The organism is Syntrophus sp. (in: bacteria) (genome assembly GCF_040768185.1).
In the GTDB taxonomy this organism is placed as follows: Bacteria; Desulfobacterota; Syntrophia; order Syntrophales; family Syntrophaceae; genus Syntrophus; species Syntrophus buswellii.
In genome coordinates, this window is sequence record NZ_JAXGNC010000002.1 from 90,741 (window position 1) to 116,106 (window position 25,366).

General features: G+C 53.4%; 19 protein-coding genes. 3 read left to right on the top strand and 16 right to left on the bottom strand.

The annotated features are described in order from the left end of the window. Positions 1-126 precede the first annotated feature (126 nt). The gene (locus AB3175_RS03425; protein WP_367359544.1) at positions 127-744 is read right to left on the bottom strand and encodes a hypothetical protein; all 618 of its coding nucleotides are present in this window, start codon (positions 742-744) and stop codon (positions 127-129) included. Positions 745-1,122: 378 nt separating this feature from the next. Continuing rightward, entirely contained in the window at positions 1,123-1,707 is a 585-nt protein-coding gene (locus AB3175_RS03430; protein WP_367359545.1) for a M15 family metallopeptidase, read from the bottom strand. 347 nt (positions 1,708-2,054) lie between these two features. Between AB3175_RS03430 and AB3175_RS03435 the strand changes: the two genes are divergently transcribed. From AB3175_RS03435 to flaF, 3 genes are all read left to right on the top strand, one after another. Further along, positions 2,055-3,206, top strand: coding sequence for a hypothetical protein (locus tag AB3175_RS03435; RefSeq protein WP_367359546.1), 1,152 nt, complete (start codon positions 2,055-2,057; stop codon positions 3,204-3,206). 582 nt (positions 3,207-3,788) lie between these two features. Further along, positions 3,789-4,190 carry a flagellar biosynthesis repressor FlbT gene (locus tag AB3175_RS03440; RefSeq protein WP_367359547.1) on the top strand — a complete coding sequence of 134 codons (402 nt, stop codon included), beginning with the start codon at positions 3,789-3,791 and terminating at the stop codon, positions 4,188-4,190. After that, complete coding sequence (gene flaF, locus AB3175_RS03445) at positions 4,171-4,551, top strand: flagellar biosynthesis regulator FlaF (RefSeq protein ID WP_367359548.1); 381 nt, start codon at positions 4,171-4,173, stop codon at positions 4,549-4,551. The genes AB3175_RS03440 and flaF overlap by 20 nt, the downstream gene beginning before the upstream one ends. 12 nt (positions 4,552-4,563) lie before the next feature. Here flaF and AB3175_RS03450 read toward each other — a convergent pair whose 3' ends face one another. The 14 genes from AB3175_RS03450 to AB3175_RS03515 all read right to left on the bottom strand — a co-directional run bounded on the left by AB3175_RS03450 (position 4,564) and on the right by AB3175_RS03515 (position 25,365). Next, complete coding sequence (locus tag AB3175_RS03450) at positions 4,564-10,467, bottom strand: glycosyltransferase (protein ID WP_367359549.1); 5,904 nt, start codon at positions 10,465-10,467, stop codon at positions 4,564-4,566. A 61-nt stretch (positions 10,468-10,528) separates the two neighbouring features. Next, entirely contained in the window at positions 10,529-11,665 is a 1,137-nt protein-coding gene (locus AB3175_RS03455; protein ID WP_367359550.1) for a methyltransferase domain-containing protein, read from the bottom strand. Positions 11,666-11,682: 17 nt separating this feature from the next. Beyond that, positions 11,683-12,801, bottom strand: a complete 1,119-nt coding sequence (locus tag AB3175_RS03460; RefSeq protein WP_367359551.1) for a radical SAM/SPASM domain-containing protein — start codon at positions 12,799-12,801, stop codon at positions 11,683-11,685. 13 nt (positions 12,802-12,814) lie between these two features. Beyond that, the gene (locus tag AB3175_RS03465) at positions 12,815-13,864 is read right to left on the bottom strand and encodes a radical SAM/SPASM domain-containing protein (protein WP_367359552.1); all 1,050 of its coding nucleotides are present in this window, start codon (positions 13,862-13,864) and stop codon (positions 12,815-12,817) included. 20 nt (positions 13,865-13,884) lie between these two features. Next, positions 13,885-15,027: an FkbM family methyltransferase gene (locus tag AB3175_RS03470; RefSeq protein WP_367359553.1), complete on the bottom strand. Its 1,143-nt coding sequence runs from the start codon at positions 15,025-15,027 to the stop codon at positions 13,885-13,887. 89 nt (positions 15,028-15,116) lie between these two features. Further along, positions 15,117-16,307 (bottom strand): FkbM family methyltransferase, encoded by a 1,191-nt coding sequence (locus tag AB3175_RS03475; protein WP_367359554.1) that lies wholly within the window; start codon positions 16,305-16,307, stop codon positions 15,117-15,119. A 15-nt stretch (positions 16,308-16,322) separates the two neighbouring features. Further along, entirely contained in the window at positions 16,323-17,489 is a 1,167-nt protein-coding gene (locus AB3175_RS03480; protein WP_367359555.1) for an FkbM family methyltransferase, read from the bottom strand. A 15-nt stretch (positions 17,490-17,504) separates the two neighbouring features. Next, positions 17,505-18,680: an FkbM family methyltransferase gene (locus tag AB3175_RS03485; RefSeq protein ID WP_367359556.1), complete on the bottom strand. Its 1,176-nt coding sequence runs from the start codon at positions 18,678-18,680 to the stop codon at positions 17,505-17,507. 104 nt (positions 18,681-18,784) lie between these two features. Continuing rightward, positions 18,785-19,120, bottom strand: a complete 336-nt coding sequence (locus AB3175_RS03490) for a hypothetical protein (RefSeq protein ID WP_367359557.1) — start codon at positions 19,118-19,120, stop codon at positions 18,785-18,787. After that, a complete protein-coding gene (locus AB3175_RS03495) occupies positions 19,107-20,945 on the bottom strand; it encodes a carbamoyltransferase (protein ID WP_367359558.1) in 1,839 nt (612 codons plus the stop codon). Before AB3175_RS03495 ends, AB3175_RS03490 begins: the two co-directional genes overlap by 14 nt. After that, positions 20,942-22,189, bottom strand: coding sequence for an SGNH/GDSL hydrolase family protein (locus tag AB3175_RS03500; protein ID WP_367359559.1), 1,248 nt, complete (start codon positions 22,187-22,189; stop codon positions 20,942-20,944). Before AB3175_RS03500 ends, AB3175_RS03495 begins: the two co-directional genes overlap by 4 nt. A gap of 26 nt (positions 22,190-22,215) precedes the next feature. Continuing rightward, positions 22,216-24,015 carry a thiamine pyrophosphate-binding protein gene (locus AB3175_RS03505; protein ID WP_367359560.1) on the bottom strand — a complete coding sequence of 600 codons (1,800 nt, stop codon included), beginning with the start codon at positions 24,013-24,015 and terminating at the stop codon, positions 22,216-22,218. Beyond that, the gene (locus tag AB3175_RS03510; protein ID WP_367359561.1) at positions 24,012-24,494 is read right to left on the bottom strand and encodes a KdsC family phosphatase; all 483 of its coding nucleotides are present in this window, start codon (positions 24,492-24,494) and stop codon (positions 24,012-24,014) included. Before AB3175_RS03510 ends, AB3175_RS03505 begins: the two co-directional genes overlap by 4 nt. Then, on the bottom strand, positions 24,487-25,365 hold the full coding sequence (locus AB3175_RS03515) for an N-acetylneuraminate synthase family protein (protein ID WP_367359562.1): 879 nt from the start codon (positions 25,363-25,365) through the stop codon (positions 24,487-24,489). The genes AB3175_RS03510 and AB3175_RS03515 overlap by 8 nt, the downstream gene beginning before the upstream one ends. Position 25,366 lies beyond the last annotated feature (1 nt).

Genomic DNA, 25,366 nt, shown 5'->3' on the forward strand with positions numbered 1-25,366 from the left:
TTGACAGCGAGGGTCTCTTCTTCCAATCCAGATTTTCAGCAACACATCACACCGTGATCAAGGATCTGAAAGCGGCGGCCGATCTTTCTTTTTCAACGGGGAAATTTCCCATGCCGCCTTCAGGGTTCACCCCCTGGCGCCCCGTCTTCGAATCCCGATCAGCCCCATCAGGCCGCTCCCAAGGAGCCAGAAGGCGGCGGGAACAGGAACGGGGTTTTGCACGACGTTGGCGTCAAAACTTGACATGGCGCTTCCTTCGTGGATGATGACCGCTTCAATCTCCGTTATGGAACCCGTTGACGTCAGGGATGCGATATCCGTGCTGAATGAAGGAGTGTCGCCGGTATAGGAGGCAACCAGGTTGGAGTCGTTATACAGATTGAATGTCACGGAACCGCCCGTCGTTCCTCCAACATGGAATGAGGAAAGATCGCTGAAATCCGTATCCGTCAAGGTAACCGTCATGGTTCCCCCGGCGCTTGACGATACATTCCCGCTGACCAGGTCCATGAGATTACCGACACTGAACCCACCGGAAAGGTTCATGATCCAATTGCCGATCGCCCCACTGTAGTATACATAGCCATCGTTATCCGTGTCTGCCACCGTGATGACAGGATTGGTGCCATCGTCAAGTGTTAACGTCAGACCCGCCTGCGCCGGCGATTGAATCCCCAGGATCAGCACGGACAAAACAAGCAAGGCAGCAGCCAAAGACCTTGCACCACAAAGATACTTCTTCATCGTTCCGTTCCCCCTCTAATCAGAAATTTAATATTCTTGCTTCAAACTCACTCTCCCCATGCCGGCTCCAGGCCGGAAGCCATGGTGTACTGAACTTTCGGACAACCCGCCTGCGCCGTTGATCATCCCTCCCTTCCCGACTGACGAGATTTCAAAAGAGTCGGTACAATTTTATCAAGCAGAGCATGGGATCGGCCGTCTATGGCGTTTTGCACCTGCCCCGACAGCTCCTCCTTTTCGAGGCGTTCATGCACAACGTGGGAAGTAAATACAGGATCATCAGGCATCAGACAATCGGGCCGATCCTGATTTATCGGGAGGGAAACCCTTAATGCATCCCTGAAACGCCTTTAAGGGATCTTACGGATGGAATGGATTTTATAAGGGGAATTTTTCAGGCCGCTCAAAGTGGTGATAATCGCGGAAGTTCCGGAAATGCGCGCCCCAGAACCAGCCCCGCTGCAGAAACGCTTCCACGATGGGGGAGGATTCCGCAAGGGCGCCCGGCTGCCCGGGCGAGTAGATTGCACCCGACGGCAGGATTTGACCATTTTCATAGATGACGGGATTCTGGCGCGGATTGAGGTCGACGGCCATTCCGAGGGCGTGGCGGGAAAGCCGGTCCGTCCCGGCGATGAAGCGGTAATTGAACGCCGACGAATTGTTGGCTTCCATGGATGCTTCATCCGACCAGCCGTACCGGACAATGGGGATGACGGAATGCAGGGGAAAGCGTATTTCCAGGATCAGGGCAAAGATTTCCCGCACATCCTGTTCAACGGCGGTGGAAACAACCAGCTGCCCTGTGTGCCGCCTGCCGTCAAATCCGTAATATGCCACCTCAACGAGCCGGAGGTCATCCAGGACGGAACCCGGAGCCGACGAGCCGGAGACCGCCTCGGCGAAAGTCAGGTCGCTGTCGACCATGGCAGAAGATAAGATGTGATTCCCATTTCTTGACACAAGAGTCCCCTTTCCCCAATCCGTTCAGGCAAGGCGCCTGAAAAAAAAAGTGATCCACTTCGGCCTCCATGCGGCTGGGACAGCCATGGGCGGACAGGATCTTTCTGTCGCTTCATAACGTTTTCGGGCGCAATCTGCAAGCAGACCCTGCCGAAGATAATTTTTAAATAGCCTTAAAGTTTCTTTTCCAGGGGACCGATAAGAAAAACAAAGGCAGAAAAGAGGCAGCCGGAAAGGAGGATCGCCAGGAAGGGCTGCTCGAAGGTATCCCGCAAAAAACCGATCGAATCGGCGCATAACATTTCGGCAAGAAATGCCGGCAAAAAACCTAGAAAAGGAGAATGACCATGGCACTGAGTGATATTTCATTAACATCCGGAATGAGATCCAACCTTTTAAGTCTCCAGAACACCAGCGAACTTTTAGACCGTACGCAGAACCGCCTGGCCACAGGCAAGAAGGTGAACACCGCCATTGACAGCCCCGTATCCTTCTTCGCGGCACAGTCCCTGAACTCCCGCGCCTCCAAGATCGAAAGTCTGAAGGATTCCATGGGGCAGGCCATCCAGACGGTCACCGCCGCCGACAAGGGAATCTCGGCCATCACTTCCATGATTGAACAGGCCAAAGCCGTTGCCCAGCAGGCCCTGAGCGCGGATAACGCCGCAGGAACGGACGGCGTATCCTTCACCGTAACGGCCGCCTCACTGGAAGCGACGACCGATACCGTCGTGATTGACGGCGTGACGCTGACGGTTGGTGAGGATTTTGAAAAGGCAACGGCCGGGACTGCGGACGAAAACAACGCGGAGACGGCCGAATCTCTGGTGGCAGCCATCAACGCCAGTTCCACGCTGTCCGCCAACGGATGGACGGCCAGCATCGATGAAAACGATAACAATAACGTCGTCATTCGGAAGGCCTGGACGGACCTTGCAACGACGGATGTTACCGCAAGCGCGAATTTCGGCGCAGAAACAAAAGTCGACAAAGAAACGACGGAACTTACCAATCTCCAGGATCAGTACAACGAACTGCGCACCCAGATCACAGAGCTGGCGGAAGATTCCGGGTACAAGGGCAAAAACCTTCTGTCCGAGGATGAACTCGCCGTGAAGTTCGAAGGCAACAGCCTGATGGTGGAGGGCTTCAATGCAAGCGCCACGGGTCTCGGCATGACCGAAGTGGCCGGCACCGCGGAATGGAGAACGCACGGCACCTCCGCGATGGAAGATTCCCTTGACGAACTGGACGATGCCCTGTCGACGCTGGCCATGAACTCATCCAAACTGTCCAGTAATCTGAGCATCATCACCACCCGCGAGGATTTCTCGACCAACATGGTGAACACACTGACCGAAGGTGCGGACAAGCTGACCCTGGCCGACACCAACGAGGAGGGCGCCAACATGCTGATGCTTCAGACCCGTCAGTCCCTGGCCACCACGGCCCTGAGCCTCTCGGCGCAGGCGGCCCAGTCTGTTCTGAAACTTTTCTAACAAAGAACGACTAACAGGCGCGGATTGGCCGGGGAGGAAGAATTCCGCTCCGGCCGACTCCGCCATTCGTGGGTAGCACGATGAATATCCATAGCGTTCATAAATTACAGGGCCTGCAGAACGTAGTGAACCCTGTCGGCGAAGAGAACCCCGGTTTCTCACGGGGAGCCCCCTCCAGGGATGCACCGCGTGTCGGCAAAAGGTTTCCGAATGAGCCGGCTGCCTTCGGACGGCGGCCCCAAGAGGCAAGTCCTCTTGACAACAGCCTCAGAAAAGAGGACCTGGAATCGGATCCAACCGTTGTTCATTATCCCCCTTTTTTCCCGATAGCCACGTACCAGCGCCTTGATCTCATCAAGAAAGCGGGAGGAATGGAAGAGGCCGTCCAGGAACCCTCGCAGGGGAAGAGCACCTCGTCGACGGCCCCCGACAATATCTCGAGGGAGAAGACAACCGCTTCGGAGCTATCTGGAGCCAATGGTGAGATTTTTGCTTTCCATGATCAATCAACCGGGAGGGGACAGCCATCTCTGAAAGGCAAGCAACCCGGTTCAATCCTGGATATAGAGGTATAGACTTCCCATGGCGCTTAAAATACGTCTTAAACCACAAGAGAAAATGATCCTCAACGGCGCGGTCATCACAAACGGGAAGAGCCACTCCGAATTTGTTATTGAAAACCGGGTCATGATTCTGCGGGAAAAGGACATTCTGCGGATTGATGATGCCAAGAGTTATTGCAGCCAGATTTATCTGGCCATTCAGATGATGTACATCGATGGTGGGAAGAACCTGGCGGCATACCACAAAACCTTCTGGGACCTGGTCAGGGAACTCGTCAAGGCCGTACCGAGCACGGCCGAACATGTCGGCGTCATCAGTGAACACCTGCTTAAAAATGAATACTACCAGGCCCTCAAGGCTGCGAGAAAACTAATGGATTATGAACAGGAGGTCTTGAATCGTGTACGCAGCGCAAATTGAAGCATACAGGGTGGCTCAGAAGGAAACTCTGTCCGGACGTGAGATTGAAGCTCTGGCGCTCACAAATGCGGCATTGAAGCTCAGAAAATGCCAGGTCGACTGGGATTCCGAGGACAGGGACGGGAAACGATTGAACGCGCTTCAGATCAACCAGCGGATCTGGACGATTCTTCAGGGTGAACTTGCAAAGGAGGACAACCCCCTGCCGACACAGTTGAAGAAGGACCTGCTGACTCTGAGCCTTGTTGTCGACAAGCGGACGTTTGAAGTCATGGCGTTCCCGTCACCGGAAAAGCTGGACATGCTCATCAGGATCAACCTGAACATCGCTGCGGGACTTCGCGGCAACCCGGTGGAATGACGGCACCTCTTTTCATGACCCGTTTATTTGAGCGGCCTCAAGGCCATGAGAATTTTTACAGTACGAACCCGAGGCTCCAGCCATCCATTTCAGGATGAGCTCCGCCTCATCCTTTTTCCCGTAAGAGGAAAGTTTTTCACTGATATGTTTCAAGGTGGCTGATAGCGGAATCCCTTTCAGCCTTAACTGCCGGGACAATTCCCGGGCCTGTTCCTCTTTGTCTTCCAGGCAGTGAATAACCGCCATCAGAGACAACGCGGGGGGATAGTCAGGCATGTCCCGGAGCAGCTCTTCCAGCGCTGATGAAGCGGCGTTCAGCGAGCCGGCGATCATTTCACAATAGGCGTAAACATTTACATAGGCTGGCAGCTTGATCCTGGACTCTTTCATGGCTTTGCGTGCAAGCTCCAGCGCCTCGTCGCAACGATCAAGCATGATGTAAGCTGAGGCAAGCTGAATGTATATCTCCGGCAACGGATCTCCACAGGATATGGCGGCAATGGTTTTATACCCCGCGGACTCCGGGTTTTCCCTCAAGAGATCCAGGAGTTCCAGCCAAAGACGGGCGGCTTCATCATATTTCTTCAGCAGTTGGGCTTGCTTTGCCAACTCGTAGACATATTTCATATTCTTCGGATCACGTTCATACTTCATCCTGCCCAGCAGATAGTACTCTCTGCTTTTCATCCCCTCCCGTTCCGTGTCCAGTTTTCCGTAGTGATGGACGACGATACTGGATCTGAGGATGGGGATCTTTGCTTGATGCAGTGAATACTCCACCAGTTCATGGACGGGGTTGGAGAACCGGATATTGCTTCTTCTTTTGAAAAGCCGCACCTTTGCGCTTGGGATCCATCCCGCTCCCATTTCCTCGGGATATTGTCCGTCATTCGCCGTCCAACCGATGATTCCAAATTTTTCCACATAATTCCTGGTGGTAATCAGATAAGCTGCCGGGGAAGAGGAAGGCGTTTCAATTAATGTACGCAGTTCTTTAAAATCGCGTGGAGAAAGGACCTCATCGGCATCGAGCACAAAAATCCAATCGCCGGTCGCCTGGGCAAGCGAAGCATTGCGGGCCGCCGAAAAATCTCCCGTCCAGGGAACCTCAAATACCTTTGCCCCGAAAACCCTCGCGATCTCCATGGTCCTGTCCGTTGAACCGGTATCCACAACAATCATTTCATCCACGATATCCCGGACGCTCCTCAAACATGCGGCCAGGTGCTTTTCTTCGTTTTTCACAATCATGCAAAGCGACAGCGTGCTTTTCTTTGACGGGTTCTCGATTTTCGATGGGCCGATCTTATCCCGCACAGCCATGGCCGCGTTCAAAACGCCCTCGTCAATGCCGAACAAGGCGAGGGCGTCTTCGATTTTCAGCAGGGCCTCCTTGAGCTTTCCCAGTTGGAGAAGAATGTCAATATATAAGAAAGCGAGGTTTTTATTCTGTGGATACAGAGAAACGGCTTCCCGGAATTCAGCCTCCGCATTGCGGAACAGCCCCAGGGAAGAGATGGCGGAATAATAAAGGGAGCTCGAATCGGGTACCGTTGGAGATAACATGAACCCCCTGCGCAGACAGGCAAGGCCCTCCTCCTTCTCGTCGATCCCCCAGAGAAGAACGCCCAGGTTTGTAGAGGCCTCCCCATAACCGGGATCCACCTCAACGGCCTCCCGAAAATAATCGACGGCCTCTTCTTTTGCTCCGCTCTTATAGGCCAGAACACCTTTAAGATTCAGCGCCTCCGGGCAACTGCCATTTTGCAGCAGGATTCTCTCCGCATATCCCGCCGCTTCGCCATCCAGCCCTAAGCCTTCCTGGGTGTAACCCGCGTACTGAAGGCCCTTCAGGTCATTTTTCACGGCCTCGGGCATGGTCCCGACAACGTCCCATGCCTCGGAAAACTGTCCGGATTCCATAAAGAGCCTGACCAGTTCAAAATAAACCTCCTTGGAATCGGGAATGAGCTTGATGCAGTTGATGAGCGTATCGACGGCTTGTCCCATCTTCCCCTTCTGGTACAGATCACCAGCCAGCTCAGTGGCCTTCAATACCGCCAGCTTCTTTCCTTCGGGGCTGGCCGGACCCAGTTCCCACTTTTTGTTAAGAATCTGTCTGTCACCATGGGATTTTCCGCCTTCAAGACGGTGGACAAAAACATCGCCGGCAATGTAATTCCGATAATCGGCCAGAGCGGCTCTCAAGCAATAGTCTTCGTCTTCAAAATGCCCACTCTCAAAAGTTTCATCAAAAAGGCCGATCTTTTCGACCACCGAGCGCTTAAACAGCAGACAGAATCCGGCTACGCACCTGCAGGGAATCCGTCGGTGCCGGTATCGCTCCATGAATTTTGCCGCGTATTTATCCAGAAAATCGACAGATCGATAAGAATCGTCCAGGACCTGCTGGATACCGCCGCCGCGATTGGTCATGGGTCCGACGATGCCGGCAGCGGAGCATCTGTTGAGGCATTGCAGCATGGAATCCAGCCATCCCCGGCTGACAAGGGCATCCTGATCCAGAAGCACAATGTATTCGCCTTGGGCGGCATTGATGCCCTGATTGCGTCCTTTTATCAGTCCGACGTTTCCCCTGTTCTCAATGAGACGACAATCTTTATTTTCCTTGACCTGACGTTTCAGCCACTTCATCGTGCTGTCCTTGGAATCGTTGTCTACAAAAACGATCTCGTAGGGCCGGCGCGTGTGCCTGCGGATGCTGTTGACGCACTTTTTGGTAAAATCCAGCCGATTCCGGGTGACGATGACGATGGATACGCTTCCTTTGACGGTTTCGCGCCGCGTCGGGAACGTCGCCGCTCCGTCCGGATTCTCCTGAAACGCTTCGGGATGCCTTTTAAATTGTTCTTCATACCTGGATACGATTTTCTTCACTTCCGGGTTGCCAGGCTGCTTGAAGTTTGCCTGACTCACCGTGTCCGCTGCATTCTGAAAATCGCCCTGTTCAAGAAAAATCCCGGAAAGAAGCACCAGGGAAGGAATGTGGTGAGGATCCGCCTGCAAAGCCCGCCGGGCATGGTCGATCGCCTCCTCCAACCGCCTCTGTTTTACCGCAATCGAAGCAAGCTGATAACAGGCTTCGGCAAAATCCGGGTCTCTGCTAAGATCATCCCGGTAAATGGCGCCGGCCTCCGCGTATTTTTTCTCATCGAGGAGTTGCTCCGGAAGCCGCAGGGCATCATAAGGATGGGCATACCGTGTCCAATCGCCATTGACTTCGAGGCTATTCGCTTTTGCGATGAAATAGCTTTCCCCCCGGATTCGCCTCTGGAAAAACCAGGGCCATTCCTCTTCATTTTCACATCGGGCAAGTGCCATGCGCAGGGGACGGACAACGTTGAGGTTGATGACACATAAGGATAGATCCGCATAAGGGATCCTCTCAACTTCCGGAGCCGAATCCGGTTTGTGCGCATGAGTAAGGGCCCCATAGTTTCCTGTGGGAACCATCACGGCGACATCGGGATAGCACAGGGCGTATTCCGTCAATGCGGAAAGAATTTCCGGAGACGGGGCAAGGCGGGAATCGATCAGCACCAAAAAATCGAATTCATTTTTTTCAAGGGCTTTCAGGATCAGCGCCGAGATCGTTTCGCCGCGGCCCGGGATGATGTCTCCGTTATATTTTCTGGCTAAAGCGGCATAACCATATTCGGCACGTGATTTTCCCCCCCCCCTCCCCTTTTCAACGAAACAGACCCGGGGCGTTCGAATGGCTGTCCGTTCATCAACGGGGATCTCCTCATCCAGCCTGTAGGGTCTCACCTTGATGACCCCATCGGCCCCGACGGAAACCCGGTCGTTTTGCTGAAGCTTCCGGCGATATTTTTCCTTGTTGACATTCTGAGGGGCGCCGAAGAGATCCGGACGATCCTGCCTTGTCGTTACGCTGCCAAAATGATGGATAAAAACATCATTGGCCACGAGCATCCTGTATCCTGCCAATGTGAGCCGCAGGGAAAAATCATCATCGCTGAATCCGTAGCCGCCCTCCCTGCCGTTGGTGGGGAGATCGGGATCAAACCCGCCGATTCGCTCAAGAACAGATTTTTTCAATATATTCGCGACACCAACCACTCGATGAATGACGAAGTTGGACCCCTTGTGCCGTCTGCACCACTCGTCGGCAAATGCATGAAAGGCCTCCACCGTGTCGTACTCCGTCGGCATCATCTGGGGACCACTTACATTGTTCGAACGGGGCCCCACCATGGCTATGTCGGGCGCCGATTCCATCTGCCGAATAAAATTTTCGAGCCAGCCCTCGTGTACGATGGCATCATTGGCCACACATGCGATATATTTCCCACGGGCAAGCGAAAACACATGAATACCGATTTCTTCCACGACCCTGTTCTGAAAATGCCTGATAACACGGGTGTCGGGATGAAAGTCCTTTACCCGCTCAAAGTACTCGAACGTTCCATCAGCAGAACCGTTGTCAACAAGCAACAGTTCGTACGAACCGTTCGTATAGTGCAGAATGCTTTCCACACACTGCCTCGTGTACTCCAGTTTATTGAATGCCAGGACGATGATGCTGGTCTCGATTTCCCTTTCCTCAGGGGTGACGGACTCTTCCGTGCATCCCCTTGGATCGGAACATCCTGGAGACGCCGCCTCTTCGCCCCCCGGGAAATCTGACACGCCGGGGTATGGGTTTCTGGTGCCGGCCGGCGCCGACTCTCCGGGAATGGCGGCAAATCCGAGACACTCGAACATATCCTTCAGCCGATGAGACCAGGTATGTTCGGCCAGGGTGCGTTCATAACCGCGACGGGCGATTTCTTCACGCTCCTTGTCGTGCACCAGATAATAACGGCATTTGTCAATCAATTCCTCCAAAGAGGATGCGACGGCGACCTCTCTGCCGGGTTCATAGTATGCATCCAGATGTCCGGCGGGAATGGTCAAGAGAAAACCTCGGCAGCCCGGAACTTCAAAGGTCCGTTTCTTTATCTGCCTGGCTGCGAAATCACCGATATCGTCCAGGTTCAGGTTGATTCTGGATTGGCGGAAGATTCGCACCATATCCGCTAAAGGCAGGGTCAGATCCTCCTGCCAGTCTGGTCCAAAGGTACCGACAGCCAGGCCGTGTTGCCTCATTTTCCTGATAATTTCTGAGCGATCGCCTTTTGCGGTCCCGCAAAAGCTGATCCCCCGGCTTCTCGGCGAAAACGGCAATGCGTAGGTGAAGGGATTGAATCCCCATTGGGACATCATGATTTTTCTTCCGAAACCTGCGGCGGCATACCGTTGTGCGGAGTCGGGCGACAGGGTGACGATCAGATCCGCACACGCCTCCGAAAGCGCCAACCCGCCCCCCTGCCGTTCCTCTTGATCGTTCATCCAGAGAACGGTCTGCGTATCGGTTGAACCTGTAATCCGCTTTAAACAGGAACGCACAAACTCTGCAAAGCCGTCTGAAGAACCGCCATAGAAGAGGATGTCCGGTTTTTCCTTGAGGACGATGTTTCCCAGTTGCCCGCACATGGCTTCAATACCGCTGCGCCGCGCCTCGGCGGCGCAGTCGTAAAAATGCGCTTCAATATTCTCAAAGCGGTTGAGTGCATCAAAGAGATTCCACCAGACATAGTCGTAGCCCCGTCTCGCACTGCCGGATGCGTATTTGCTGCCGGCGGCCAGTACCCGGATTGCCGGCTTTCTGCCGATCAGGAACGATGTTCCACGGGCCTTCCGGGCATCAGCGGACTTGGAGGAGGCCTCCGTGGACACTCCGCTGATTCTTACCCCTTCATCGGCAGCGGACGCATCGGCGCATGGCTCCACAGGTCTGCCGTTCAGGCGCGCGGCGTCATAGGTTACGGGATTGCCGCCTGAAAGACCGGCGGCCACTGCAGCCGGATGATGAATATCATTGTGATCAGTCATTTCATGAAGTTCCTCATTCAGATCCCGGAGAACACCGGATTGCAAGGCTTGAATGCCGGGATCAAACTCGTTCCAATCCATCACCACGCAACACGGCCACCGGCATCTTCAGGTTACATTCCTGGCGGATCTTCCATGCCACCTCGTCGGAATAACTGCCGGCAATGACAAGAACGGCATCCACAGGATCCTCAAACAGGGCCTCAGGGGCAACAACGGGCAGGTGAGTGGCCGGAGTATACCTTCCCTGTTTGAACGGCGCGGAATCCACTACATACCGGATGCTTCCCGCAATGCCGGTCAGTGCGATCAGGGCCAGTGCCTGATGTCCCGCTCCCCAGACGGCTACGCGTTTTGCGGCGAATGGTTTCAGATAGGTCATCACTTCGGCTGTGATCTTCTCCTGATGCCTGTGGAAATAGGTGATGTCCAATGGCGGACGCTTTTTCACAACGGCGGAAAGGACATAATCATTTCGAAGTTCCTCACAACCTGTCCATTCGAATCCGTTTAGCTGCAGGGTGGACTGCAGAGTCTCCCTCGTAAAGTAAAGAAGGTGATCGCCGATAAATTCCGAGAATAGTCCGTTCTTCAGCACCATGTCGAAATTCGGCACTTCAACCAGGCCGACGGCCTGATCCGTAAGGTTGTCATAAAGGGTCCTCAGTGCCGCATTGGGGTCGGGCATGTGCTCTAAAAACATCAACAGCAGGAACGCGTCAAAGGGCCCGTTTTCCAGCAAACCCGTACACCCGCCGGGATAGCCCCGGGCGACATGCAGGCCGGCCTTGAGACACTCAGCGACGGACGTTTCCGAGAACTCCAGCCCATAGGCCTGAACCTCCAGCGCCGACAGCAGGGAAAGGAACTCACCCCGTCCGCAGCCGATCTCGATCATTTTCTTTCCACGAAGGGAATGCTTTCCGATGAAATCAGCAAACTGCCGTGCCTTCTCCTTTTTTATCGCCTCGGAGACCGCGGCAGCCCGTATCACTTCCCGATAATAGGGGACCGGTTCGCCGCTCAGCTGCACCAACCCGCACCCCATGCACTGACAGACCTCCAGGTCCAGCCCCGTCTCGTCGGCCAGATCCGCCGCCGCCGGGAAGTTCTGCGCGGCCTTCGGCATGTTTTCATACCGGAGCAGGGGTCCTCTGAACAACTCCCGTCCGCACACCCTGCATGCCCGAATTGCCATTTCCTTCTCCCTGATCTTCACACCTGTTTATGATCCGTCGGGAAATCATCGGACGCCGACTCTTCTTCCCCAACGACGTGAGGTGGCTGGTGCCCACAGCCCCGGCCAAAAAATGATCCGCGCAGATTCGCGACAGGAAATCCGTCAATGTTGTCCAGCGTGTAATGGCTGCTCGCGTAGATGTCACACCGAGCACAGGAATAATTCTCATGCTTCCTGTTTTCCAGCTGCATCTTCTGAAACTCATACCAGGGACTGGAGTTCCAGAGCTCCTGCAGACTCCGGTCATTTATATTTCCCAGATTCGTGCCGCCGATAAAGTCCACACAGCAGGGCGAGATGTCGCCGTTGTTGCGGACCGCCATCGTGGTGAACGGCATGGGGCAGGCGACACGGCGCGTCCTGCTGAGCCTGAGATCGGCCATTGCCTGGTCTGCACCGTCGTTATAATAATTCCTGATGAAGTCCGCGTTTTCCACTTTGATCCAGGCATGCGGCTTGTCAATGTACGCTTCATCGGCAACATCCCGGTACAGGCGGATAAACCGTTCATTTTCCCCGCTGTAGGAATCAAGCATTTTGCACCCGACAAAGGGCCTTTCGGAATGGCTGGACTGCTTGATTTCCTGCAGGATGCGGAGATTTTCATGAATGGCGCTGACCTTGGCCCCTGATCCGGTAACCGTTTCGTGCCGTTTTTGGTCGCACGCATAGATTGAGACCCTCAGATAGTCCAGTTGGTGCTCCACCAGCTGTTCAGCGATGCCCCGGCTCAGAAGAGAGCCATTGGTGGTGGTTTCAATCCGCTCGGCAATGTCTGCACGGCGCGCGATACTCAGCATGTTCCCGAAGTCCGGGTTGATGAGCGGCTCTCCGTACAGGCTGAGCTTCAAAACCTTGAGCTTCGGCCCCCGCCATGCCTTCAGTTGATTTATGACCTCCTGGAAACGCTCTATCGGCATGTTGCCCCGGATTCCGGTGAAGTAGGAGTCATCCCTGATGCTCTGGAAACACTGGATACACCTGAAATTGCAGAGGCTGGAAGGCTCGATGAGCACGGTAAAAGGCTTCGCAAGGGGCAGCACTTCCATCAGGTTCTGACGATTGGTGCTTTTCAGTTCCGTGTATTTAATCATGCGCGCACCTGCCTCATGACAAAAAGTCCTCCTTTTCAAAGGCTTCGCTCCAGTGAAGCGGCAGGGGTCTGCCATAAAATTTCGTCATGTAGTTTTGAATAAACCCCCTGTTTTCGCCGGACAGACAAAGCCGATTGAACCTGTTGAAAACCTTGATGCTCTGACCGCGACTGATGATGTCCGCAAGACGTTCTTCAAAGATGTTGCCGATGGAAATGTGGATGAACACACAGGGCAGGACATCACCGTACGGCGTCAGGTGCAGCGTGGAATGGACACAGCCGCATCCCTTGTCCATGCCGTACGAGGGAAAGGTGTCGCGGTGCAGAACCGGGTACTCCTCATGGGCCTTCCTGAGAAACTCCGCATCTTCCGGCGTGATCAGCACCTCATGTCTGCCCTCCCACGCACCGATGGCCCGCGCCACCATGACATCGAGAGAAAAGCCGTTTTCCTGCGCGAACCTCGCCATTTGAAGAGTCCTTTCCGTGCTGCAATTCTGGTGAGTCACTACCGTCTGCACCACCACGCTGAGATCCGCATCGCGGGCATTCATCATTGCATCCAAGGCCTTCCTGTAGGCCCCGGGATGGTCCCGGTTGGCGTCGTGCAGCTTTTCGTCAAAATCATCCATGCTGATCTTTACCTTGTCCAGGCCGATCGCCTTGAGGTGCCTGGCCATGGCCGGTGTCAGAAAATGGCCGTTGGTACTCATGCTGAGGTGAAATTTGTCCGGTTGAAGTGCAGCGATAACTTCATCGAGATCCTTGAAAATCAGCGGCTCACCGCCGGAGAGGTTGAACTGGCACAGGCCGAGAGCATCCGCCTCATCACTGAGGTTTTTCAAGTCGACAGGGGTCAGTTTGCGCCCTTTATTTTCAAATCTGGCCGCCGAACAATGCCGGCACTTCAGATTGCAGGCATGGCTGTACGCAATATCGATGATGGGTGTGGCAATCCCCTGCGCATGGCGTTCACTGATCCGGATGATTTTCTCATAGACGCCGGGCTTTTCACGGCGCAGTTTGGTTCGCTTGGCTTCTTCGATCGCTTTTTCCTGCATGGATCCTCCACTCCAATCTCTTACGGAACCGCATAACATACGGTCTCATACTCAAGGTTTGTATGGTGCCTCAGAAAGATTCTATATTCGGGCACGAGGCTCTTTAAGTATGAGGGAATTTCCCAAAGGTGTTCCGGCCTGTGATACACGCAGACGGCAAGCTTCGGTTTCTGATTCCTGATGACTTCTTCAGCCCCCAGCAGAGCCTTTAACTCAGAACCTTCAATATCCATTTTGATGAAACTCACCTCGGCATCTCCCGTGATATCGGAGAGCCGGACAGCCCTGCCGCTTTCTCCGGGGGAACCGATCACATTCATACAGGAGCTTTCACTTCCGGCCTCGCCACTTTTGTAGGATATCTCTGTCTGCTCATCCCAAAGACCGCAATTGTACAATGCAATCTTGTTCCTCAGCGCTGGATCCAATTGGCCGCAGGCTCTTTCCAGGTCCGTAAAATTGTTCCTGTCCAACTCAAAGGCGAAGATGGATTTGAATTCCTTCCCGCTTCTGTCCACGAATTCCAGCAGCGTGTCGCCATTATAGGCCCCGGCATCCACAAAGACTTCATCGGGCCGCAACTGTATAATATCAGACGGATAATACTGGTCCCTGGAAAAGATACCGCGGTAGCCGGCACCTTCGATAGAAAAAAGAAACCAGTTGCTGATCAGGACCAATAAAATCCTTCTGGATTGCTCGTCGCTCAACAGATCCACCATCCTGACGGCGTTGCGCCTGATGACTTCAAGGTTTTCCGGGCGCTGGAGGTAGGCTTGATTCAGCAATCGATATTCCGTCATGACATGTATATTGTTCAAACCCCTCTTTTTGAGCTGTTCGTGGATCTCGCGGTACGATTGCGTCGCGATGAGCACGGCAACATCATTGCCGAATCCAGCCAGTTCATCGGGCGAAAGGCATTTCAGATTCTGATGGTAATAGTTTCCCCATTTGGCCGGATCGTTGTCACAGACAAAATCTATTTGGAGCGTCGTGAAATTTCTGATCGCGGCAACGATCGGATGGGATATCGTGCCCAGACCGAAAACGCAGACATATTTTGAACCGTTTATGCGCTCGAGGATCTCCGCCACGGGATCCGGTTTCTGCTCCCCCACTTGGTCCAGCAGCTGTTCAATCTCTTTTTTATAATCTTTCATCCGTTCCTCGGTCTGCCCCGCTGCCCATGCATTTTTTCCAGCGGCCTTCAACTCTCTCATCACCTAAATCCCCGATCATGGAAGCCCTGTTAAATGGTGGCATAGCAAATCGTCTCGCAATCCAAAACGGCATGATGCCTGATGTATATCTTGTACTCAGGCACCAGGCGCTTCAGATAGAGGGGAATCTCCCACAGATGCCGGGGCTTGTGATAAATGGAGATGGCCAGTCTGGGTTTCTGCCGTACAAGCAGCTCCTCGGCCCCGGACAATGCCTCCATTTCAGAGCCTTCGATGTCCATGTTGAGATAGGTGACTTTTCTATCCTTCAACATATCGGAAAGTCTCACGACTTTGGCCACGTTGACGGCGCCGGCGGCTTCGCTGATGCGCGAATCTTCACCCTTGCGATACCCCGCTTCGTAGCCGATCATCTTTTCTTCGTTCCAGACGCCGCAGGGATATAAGTGAATTTTGTCCCTGGTTTGACCGTCCAGGCGGTTCACGGTGCTCTCCAGGGCCTTGAAGTTTCCTTGATCCAATTCGAAGGCATGGATCTCCTCGAACGAGCCCCTGGTTCGATCGATAAATTCCAACAGGGTGTCGCCGTTGTATGCACCGGCATCGACAAAGGATTCCTGATCCGTCAAATCAATAATCCCCATGGGATAATGGGAATCTCCCGTGCAGATGGCTTTCAAAACGGCCCCGGAAAAGTCCGGATCGAACCAGTTTCGGATCAAGACGTTCAGAATGCCTCTGGAGTGGTCATCCTCCAGGATCTCCATCAGGTGCAGAACGTTTTTCCTGATGGCGGGAAGATTGTCCCTGTCGTGGAGAAAGTCGCGGTTGGCCAGCCGGTATTCCCCGAATACATAGATTTGATCAAAATCCATTTCACAAAGCTGCGCATAGATGGGTTCCCAGAAGATCGATGCGACAATGACGGCGACCTCGGCCCGGTGCTTCCGGAGCTCCGCGGGGGAAAGGCAGACAAGGTCCCCGTAAAAACACTTTCCCCATTTCGCCGCATCGTTGTCGCACATGAAGTCGATTCTTAGAGCGAAAAGCGAGCGGAGCAGGAACACGATGCGTTGCGACGTCATGCCGGCACCAAAGACGCAGACATATCTGGACTCCCGAATTCTCTCGATGGCCCGGTCCAGGCGATCCTCCCTTCCGGCCTTCAAGCCGTCCAGATAGGACGCCATTTCTTTTTGATAATCTCTCACGAAGAGATCCCTTTCCGTGATATCGTAATGCCCCTCGCCATCATGCATCCATCAATCCGGAGCTTACGGCACCGCGTAGCATACGGTGTCATATTCGAGAATTCCATGATGCCTCAGGTAAAGCTTATAGTCTGGAACCGTTTTCTTCAGGAATAACGGCACCTCCCACAAGTGTTCAGGCCTGTGATAAACACAGACGGCAAGCTTCGGCCTGTGCCTTCTGATCATCTCCTCAGCTCCGCGCAAGGCTTTCATCTCGAACCCCTCGATATCCATTTTCATGAACGTCACCGCTTCGCCTTTTAAAAGTTCCGACAACCTGGCAATCCGACCGACATTCATTCCACGGCCGCCTTCAATGACGCAGGAATTCAGCCCCTGCCCGCCTCCCTTTTCGTAACGGATCTCCTTTTCTTCATCCGCGAGTCCGACGGGGCACAGCGTTATTTTATCGCGTATCGACGCCTCCAGCTCATCGACGGTATGCTCCAGCCGGAGGAAATTGTCCTTGTCCAGTTCGAACGAGAAGATTTTAGCGAATTTTCCCCCGGTCCTGTCCAAAAATTCCATCAACGTATCGCCATCGTATGCACCGGCATCCACAAAGATCTCCTGCTCGCCCAACGAAATAATCCCCTCGGGATAATAGGGATGACCGGAACAGATTCCCCCATAGCCGGCATCGTCCATGCTGAAATCGAACCAGTTGTGGACAAGGGTAAGCAGCACTTCCTTCGATTCCTCGTCTTCCAATATCTCGAGCAGCGCCAGGGTTTTTTCCGCTATCGTATCGATATTGCCCTTGCTTTTGAAAAAATCGCCGTAAAGGAGCCGAAAGACCATCAGAACATGTATGGGGTTGAACCCACTGTTTCTCAATTGTTCGTAGATCTCCCCATAATATTGAGTGACTAGAACAACGGCAACCTGCCCCTTGTAGGCTTCGAGATCATGAGGTGACATGCAGATCAAATTCCCGGGATAAGATTTCCCCCATTTGGACGGATCGTTATCTGAGAGCAGGTTGATTTGAACGCCTGCATGATTCCTCAACGTGTCCATCACCGGGTGAAATGTTTTCCCGATGCCGAACAGGCAGACATGTTTTGATCGCCGGAGATCTTGAAGGGCAGCCTCCAGATAATTCCGCCCCTGGTCCCTGACCGTGTCCAGATAGGCGGCAAGATCCTTCCGGTAATCCCTGTTGGCCTTTTCTGAATGCGTACCCATGGTTCTCCGATCTGTTCAGGGGATGAGAAATATGTCCGTATACGTATCCCTGTACCGCGTTGGCAGAAGATCGATCTCCGAAATGCTGTGAACGCTTTCGCCCTGGACATTCAGGTATTCCCGAACATCGACATATCTCGAGAAATGATCCTTGCAGAACCGGCACAGGAGCTCCGTCGTGTTTGTCTCCTCCAGGCCATAAGGCCAGAATTCCATTTGTACGGCCAATTTCCCGAAACGGGATAACAGCCGCTCCGCTCCCCGGAGGACGAAATATTCATAGCCTTGAACATCAATCCACATAAATGCGACATCATCGGCGCAATCTTTCGCCACGTCATCGATCGTTACGGCCACAATCCGTTCCACCTTGGAATCCGGAGCACGAGCCGCACTGTTTCTCACCCGATGATCTCCCGATGAGTCCGGTGACAGGAGCAGATCGACAGGATCATTCGAATTGGAAGCGGCGGCGTGAATGGCTCTGATCTTGCCATGGAGTTTGTTCAGGTAAATGTTGCACTGCAAGAGGGCAAAATTGTCGCTGGATGGCTCGATCGCTATCACATGGGACACATGATCATTTTTTGCCGCTGCCAGACTGGTGGTGCCGATGTTGGCGCCAACGTCCAGGAAAACGCCCCTTCTGGCGCCGAAATATGTTCCGGCCAAACCGAAAAAGGCATCCAGTTCTTTTTGAGAGAACGCTCCGCTGTTGATCAGAGAGGACGCGATGACCGCGTCATGAGACGGAACGAGAAATGTGAAATTATTTTTTTCAACAGGAACAATGGTGCCTTTTGTCACAGTGTATCTCAGGGAAATGCCGGACTGGTCATCAATATAATATTCATAGAGATTGCCTTCATCGTTCTTCATCAAAAAATTGGCAGCTAAAACAATCTTCTCTTTACGGACGCCCAGGCCAAGAAGTTGCCTGACCACCTGCTCCTGGTGAAGGATGATGGTGATGATCACGCTGTCAAAAGCGTAGTTCCGGATTTCTCCGGGATGAACGACCTCTGCGCCGTTAACGAGAACGCCTTGTTTCTGTTCATCGTTATCCATGAGGGCAACGACGTCATAGGTTTCAAACAGATCATCTTTCAAGGTATGGAAAAATTGGCCGATCCCGAAGACAATGACCTTCGATTTGGCCTTTTTTCCCGGGATCATTGGCTGTTCAAACATAAAATTTTCCGTTCTTCGTTCAATTCAAAGCAGGCACGATGAGGCATGGAGGAGACATCATGGATTTTTTCCGTTTCGCAAGCCGTGCTGCCCCGTGAGCAGCTCTAAAATTCATAGATGAAAGCGGAGATCCCTTTTGCCCCTTCCTCATCGGCCGGTGCATGCCGGCATTTAAACGCCGCAGCCGTACAGACCGCCATAAAGTCACGCATGAAGTCCGCATCCTGATATTTCCACATTCCTTCAAGTTCTCCCATCAGTTCCATGGGAGTCTCAAAGGCATATTCAAACATGGGTCGCTCAAAGAGTTTCAAATCAATTCTGTCTCTGAAATAACTATCGGAACCGCCGTCGGCATCGGGAAAGGCATTCGCGATTTTCCCGTTCAGCCGGGATGCGATTTCATGAATTTTCGTTCTTTCCTGATCAGTCAGGCTCATATTCGTTCCTCCAATCCATCCCTTGCAACATCGGGTTTTGATCGCTTTTCAGAATAAGAAAATTCTCCAGAACCAGGACATCCAGATCCGTGTGCATAAAGCACGCATAGGCCTGCTGGGGAGAGCAGACGATGGGTTCACCGCGAACGTTGAATGAGGTGTTCACCAGTACGGAACAGCCAGTGATTCTTTCGAAGGCCTTGATGATGCCGTAATAGAAAGGGTTGTCGTCCTCGCTGATGGTTTGGACTCGTGCCGTAAAATCCACGTGTGTCACCGCCGGAATGGTCGATCTCTCCTTATTCACGATCGGCAGCATGTCATCCCCATTTTCAGCAAACAGCTCTGTCAGGTCAAAGGATCTGCGCAGCCCCTCCTTGACCTCGGCCACCAGAAGCATGTAGGGGCTCTCCTGATCCAGGTCGAAGTATCGGCTGACGGACTCGGAAAGAACCGTCGGGGCAAAGGGCCGGAAGGATTCCCGGAACTTGATCTTGACATTGAGCTTCGACTGCATTCCGCCGGTCATTGGGTTGGCAATGATGCTGCGATTTCCCAGGGCCCGGGGTCCGAACTCCATCCTGCCTGAAAACAGGCCGATGGTGTTGTTGTCGGCGAGCCGTTCGGCGATTTCCGCCGCCAGCGCCTGCTTGTCACCAAACAGGCGATAGGTGATGCCGTTCGAATCGAGATAGTGTTGTATTTCATTCAGGGAGAACCCGGGACCGAGATAGCTGTTTTTCTGCATATCGCGAACTCCGGTTGCGCGCTGCTTCCCTGAGCAGTGATAATAGAAGTACAGAGCACATCCCAGGCTACCGCCGGCATCCCCGGCGGCCGGTTGAATCCAGAGGTCGTCAAAGATCTTTTCCTTGAGCAGCTTCCCGTTGGCCACGCAGTTGAGGGCAACGCCGCCGGCCAGGCACAGCTTGGTTTCTCCGGTTATTTTTTTTGCTGTTTTTGCCATCCTGATGATGACTTCTTCCGTGACGTTCTGAACAGATGCCGCCAGGTCCATTTCGCGCCTGGTAATGGGGGCATCGGCTTCCCGGCGCCGGCCGGCAAAGAGTCCACCGAAATAATCATCCGTCATTGCCGTATCCCTCGTGAAGGCGAAATACGTTGTATTGAGGCGGTATGAGCCATCCTCCTTGATCTCGATTAAATGATCCTTGATCAGGTCGACATATTTTGGCTCTCCATACGGGGCGAGCCCCATCAGCTTATATTCGCCGGAATTGACCTTGAATCCGCAGAAGTATGTCATGGCGCTGTAGAGCAGACCCAGCGAATGCGGATAGCTGATCTGCCTGAGGATCTCCACTTCGTTCTTGTTGCCCACGCCGATGGTTGTCGTAGCCCATTCGCCGACGCCGTCAACGGTCATAATCGCCGCACTCGAAAAAGGTGATGGATAAAATGCTGAACCGGCATGTGAAATATGGTGTTCGCAGACGAAAAGCTTCCCCTTTTTTCCCAGGCAACCGAGCGTCTCGCGGATCGCGTCATGCACCCAAAGCCTTTCGGCAAAGAGACTTGAGAAGGATTTCTCGATTAATTTTTTACTGCCATCCCCCTCCTGGATACAGTTTTTCAGCCACCGATCCAGGGTCAGAAAGGGATTGTCGTAGTAGCAGACAGCGTCAAGATCATGGGGTTTCAATCCGCCGGTTTCCAGGCAGAAATTGATGGCCTGCACCGGGAGACCGTGATCATGCTTTCTTCTGGTAAACCGTTCCTCCTGGGCGGCTGCCACGATCTCTCCATCCCTGATCAGCGAAGCGGCGCTGTCATGATAATAGGCGGATATTCCCAGCACATTCATCTTGCACGCTCTCCTGTAGGCTCCAAATATCCGGAGGAATTGCGCCCCGGGGTAACGGCGAGGTCGCCTGCCTCTGCATCCCCCTGCTCCGGGCCGCATCGGCCTCCATGTGCCTGGTGCGCGAAGTCTTCATCATATCCGACAAATTGAAAGACAAATTGCGCAATGGCTTCGTTTCCTGACTCGCTGTAATGGGCAAAATCCACATATGCGCTGTCTATTCCATCCAGGATGGACGTGGCATCAAGAATGAATCCGGATTGCCTCGCCAGGAGAGCCGCTTCTCCATAAAAACGCTCGATTGCCGATTTTTTTCCGTCGTCTTCCACCCCCTCAGCCTGACGGTACAGCGAGGTCGGCTGCAGAAACGGGAGATATCGAATGTTGAATTCCTGGCAGATCGCCCTGATAATCCTCAGGTTTTGATACCAGCGTTGAGGTCGGTTCCCATGATTTTCACAGCCAAGGGTAACGCCTTTCAATTCATGGTTGATGCTGATGTCGATTCTGGCTGTCGCCTCGAACATGGTGTCGAAAGTCTTTTTACAGTAGGGATGAAAAAGGGGGTACTCCGGTTGCACCTCCAGAACGGCATCGTTGAAACCGTCAAAGGTGATGACGATATCAGGCGAGAGAGTCAGGCAATCCCTGATGCATTTCAGCATTTCCTGCGCGGAAAAGTACCCGGCGATTGCCCCGTTGTAGACGACGGCATCCAAGGAAGATTGAACGCACTGCTCATGGAGATATTCCGGCCATGATTTATAGCCGCCAAAGGACGGATCCGATGTTGAACCGCCCAGCACGACGATTCTTGTTGCCCGGGCGGAATCTTTCCCGAAAATCTTGAAGCCCATGAGGTCGCCCCCCCGGTTGTATCCCAGGAAGGGATCGAGATAGTCCAGAGGGGCATAAAGATCATTAAACATCACCGTCTCAAAGTGGACACCCTCTTTCAACCCAAGTCCGACCAACTGCTCCTTGATTTGAAAAACATGGCAGTCCCGGCAGGCGCTGATCACGACCAGGATGTCGCTGATCTTCTCGTAGAGGATGTCGTAAGGCGAGTTGACGGCCTTTCCGAACATTCGATTTCCCTTTTTATAATTGTCGATAAAATACAGGACCTCGACTCCAGCCCTCTCGAAGAAGCGGTACAGCGCCTGTCCCCCGGCGCCGGCGCCGAAGATGATGATTTTTTTATCGGCATGTCTTTTTAAGAGATCCGCCGTCAAACCATTCATGTCCATAGATCTGCTTCACCGTTATTTCAAAGATCAGCCGGTTGAATGATCATGTTGGAGCGATATTCCTCCCGGCTCAAAAAAGGCCACATATCCTCCAGGGGCCGTGAAGCCATCGAACCATCCGGCTGCTGGACGGAGGTTACCCTCGGCGCACGCTCCTCATCAGGCACAATCATCACATCACACACAACCGGTCCTTCCCTGTTTAGAATGCCTCTGATTTGCTTCCTCAGATCGCTGGGATCAAAAATGCGCACCGCATCGAGACCGTAAGCTCCGGCCACGTCAACGACATCGGGAAGTGTCAAGCCGCTTGGCGCGTCCGCCCCGGTCAGCCGGCCGAAATAACCCTGCTGCGAGGAACGGATGGACCCATAACCCCGGTTGTTCATAACAAAAAACGTGATGGGCAGCTCCAATCGCCTGACAACTTCCAGTTCCTGAATGTTCAACTGAAAGCCGCCATCTCCATCGATGCAGACGGTCGGCCTCTTTCCGCCGGCCAGGCATGCGCCGATGGCGGCAGGCTGGCAAAAACCCATGGCCCCGGTCCCTTTGTTGTGAAAAACGCGCTGCCCTTCCTTGACCTTGAAGGCCGTGAGGAACAGTTCGCTGGAATTGCCGGCATTTCCTGGAAGAACGATATGATCGCCGGAGAGCTCCTCTGAAAGGATGTCGGAAAATGCGTATACGCTGATGCCCTCTGTACCGGCGTGATGCCCGGGAAGAACGAAAGGATAGCGGGCTTTCCATTCCCCGCACCGCCGCTTCCAGTCTTCTGGATTCGGGAAGGTATTCCGACCGGATTGCCGAAGGAATTCCTTGATGAAAAGCCCAGCATCCGTGCGGACGGGAATATCGATGATGTCGTTCACCTTGTTGATCTCAGCGGGATCAATATTGACCATGATCTTTTTTGCCCCTCTGGCAAGGTTCTCAGGCGCATAGGCCATCAGGGCCATGTCCAGCCTTGCTCCCAGGATGAGAAGGCAATCGGAATTCTGGAGGATGAAATTGGATGCGCGGGATGCAATGGAGCCCGGCATGCCGAAACACAGTTCATGAGCGGCAGGGATTAAGTCGACCCCCAGCCTTGTGGTTAAGACAGGCATTCCGAGAAGATCAACCAGTCTCAGGAAATCAGGCTGAACCCCCGAGAGCCTTATCCCGTTCCCGGCCAAAATCACCGGCCGTTTGGACATACTCAGTGCATCGATAACCTGAGAAACCTTGTACTCGAGGGAGTTCTGATCAACGGCCTGATCGGCTTCCTCCGCATCGAATCCATCAACCGCATCCGGGTCAATCCCGGCCGCCTGGACATCCAGCGGGATATCGATCCAGACCGGTCCCGGCCGACCCGATCTGGCCAAGTATGCAGCCTTCTCCAGATGATAGCGGATGGTCGCGGGATCCGTTACGGTCACCGCATATTTGGTGATGGATCGGACAAGGGATACAATGTCGATTTCCTGCACGCCGAACTGCCTGACACCGGAATCTTTTTTCATATCAGCACGCTTGACCTGTCCGGAAAAGAACAGGCAGGGTGTTGAGTCAAGCCAAGCACCGGCCACGCCTGTTAAGGCGTTGGTCCCTCCAGGGCCTGTGGTTACGATGGCGACGCCCAGATTGTTTGTGACGCGCGCATAGGCTTCAGCGGCAATGGCCGCTGACTGCTCGTGGAGCATGCAGACATACCCGATGCCGGGATGGCTTCCGAGGGAATCATTCAAATGCATCGCACCGCCACCGGGAAGCATGAAGACATGCCCGACACCTTGCTTTGCAATAAACTGAATGACATAGTCCGACAGTTTCATGATGCTTCCCCTTCCCTGCTTGACAAGATGAGATCGATCAGCTCTCGAACCGCACCCTGTCCACCTCCATGGCGAGTAACCATTTTTGCCCTTTTTCGGGCCGTTTCGTGAGCAGAGCACGGCGCCGCTGCCAGTCCCGCCGATTCCATGGCAGACACGTCGTTGAGGTCGTCACCCATAAAACAAATCTCCTCCAAGGGGATGCCGTTCTTTTGTGCAAAATGGATTAAAGCCGTCTTCTTGTCCTTGCAGCCTTTATAAATGTCGCCGATCCCCATTTTCCGGGCGTACCGGTCAATCAGGGGATTGTCTTCACCGGATATCAAGGCGAAGATCAAACCGGCCCTTCTCCCCATGGAAATGCCCATGACGTCCAGAAAGGAAAACTTTTTGTACTCCTCGCCGTTCTGTCCCCAGATAAAGGTCCCATCCGTCAATACGCCATCCACATCCAATGCGACCGCTCTTATTCTATGCAAAGACATACTCCTTGCGCCTGAGCTTCCTGATAATCGGCGCTTCTCTTTCGAACACCTTTTTGGCGCCGTCGCCCATGGCTATTTCCACCAATCGAATGCTGGACACCATTTTTATGATTCCGCTGGGGCCAAGCGATGCCGCCTGATCCGATCCCCACATGGCCCGCTCGAGGGTAATATGACGCTCCACCATACAGGCGCCTAAAGCCGCAGCAGCAACGGATGAAGGGATACCTGTCTCGTGGCCGGAATATCCGACAGGCACGCCATAGCATTTCTTGAGTCTGGGGATCACCGACAGATTCAACTCTGAATATTCAGCAGGATACGTGCTTGTGGCCTGCAACAGCACCAGGTCCTCCCTGCCGAGCACCTCGACGGCGTGGTCAATCTGCTCCAGAGTACTCATCCCTGTTGACAGGATGACCGGTTTTCCTCTGGATCGTGTATAACGGAGAAGATCGTCGTCCGTTAAACTGGGGGAGGCGATTTTATAACAGGGAACATCGAACTGTTCGATGAAATCTACGGAACGTTCATCCCAGCAGGAGGCAAACCAGGGGATGCGCTTCTCTCTGCAATACCGGTCTATTTCCTCGTATTCTTCAGTCCCGAATTCCAGACCGCATTTCAAATCGCCGTTTGTCGTTCCAAAGGGACTTTCGCGAGGTTTGGCCAGTTCTTCCGGCGTATAAACGATTTCGATGGTGCGTTTTTGAAATTTCACCGCATCGCATCCCGAAAATTTGGCCAGATCGATCAATCTCTTGGCGATATCGATATCGCCATTGTGGTTGATGCCGATCTCCGCAACGATAAAACAGGGATGACCATCACCGACCAGGGTGTTTCCTATTTTTACCTCTGCCATC

Coding starts and splice junctions, on each gene's coding strand:
- AB3175_RS03425 (WP_367359544.1), bottom strand. CDS start 744: ATGAAGAAGTATCTTTGTGGTGCAAGGTCTTTGGCTGCTGCCTTGCTT.
- AB3175_RS03435 (WP_367359546.1), top strand. CDS start 2,055: ATGGCACTGAGTGATATTTCATTAACATCCGGAATGAGATCCAACCTT.
- AB3175_RS03440 (WP_367359547.1), top strand. CDS start 3,789: ATGGCGCTTAAAATACGTCTTAAACCACAAGAGAAAATGATCCTCAAC.
- AB3175_RS03450 (WP_367359549.1), bottom strand. CDS start 10,467: ATGACTGATCACAATGATATTCATCATCCGGCTGCAGTGGCCGCCGGT.
- AB3175_RS03455 (WP_367359550.1), bottom strand. CDS start 11,665: ATGGCAATTCGGGCATGCAGGGTGTGCGGACGGGAGTTGTTCAGAGGA.
- AB3175_RS03460 (WP_367359551.1), bottom strand. CDS start 12,801: ATGATTAAATACACGGAACTGAAAAGCACCAATCGTCAGAACCTGATG.
- AB3175_RS03465 (WP_367359552.1), bottom strand. CDS start 13,864: ATGCAGGAAAAAGCGATCGAAGAAGCCAAGCGAACCAAACTGCGCCGT.
- AB3175_RS03470 (WP_367359553.1), bottom strand. CDS start 15,027: ATGAAAGATTATAAAAAAGAGATTGAACAGCTGCTGGACCAAGTGGGG.
- AB3175_RS03475 (WP_367359554.1), bottom strand. CDS start 16,307: ATGCATGATGGCGAGGGGCATTACGATATCACGGAAAGGGATCTCTTC.
- AB3175_RS03480 (WP_367359555.1), bottom strand. CDS start 17,489: ATGGGTACGCATTCAGAAAAGGCCAACAGGGATTACCGGAAGGATCTT.
- AB3175_RS03485 (WP_367359556.1), bottom strand. CDS start 18,680: ATGTTTGAACAGCCAATGATCCCGGGAAAAAAGGCCAAATCGAAGGTC.
- AB3175_RS03490 (WP_367359557.1), bottom strand. CDS start 19,120: ATGAGCCTGACTGATCAGGAAAGAACGAAAATTCATGAAATCGCATCC.
- AB3175_RS03495 (WP_367359558.1), bottom strand. CDS start 20,945: ATGAATGTGCTGGGAATATCCGCCTATTATCATGACAGCGCCGCTTCG.
- AB3175_RS03500 (WP_367359559.1), bottom strand. CDS start 22,189: ATGAATGGTTTGACGGCGGATCTCTTAAAAAGACATGCCGATAAAAAA.
- AB3175_RS03505 (WP_367359560.1), bottom strand. CDS start 24,015: ATGAAACTGTCGGACTATGTCATTCAGTTTATTGCAAAGCAAGGTGTC.
- AB3175_RS03515 (WP_367359562.1), bottom strand. CDS start 25,365: ATGGCAGAGGTAAAAATAGGAAACACCCTGGTCGGTGATGGTCATCCC.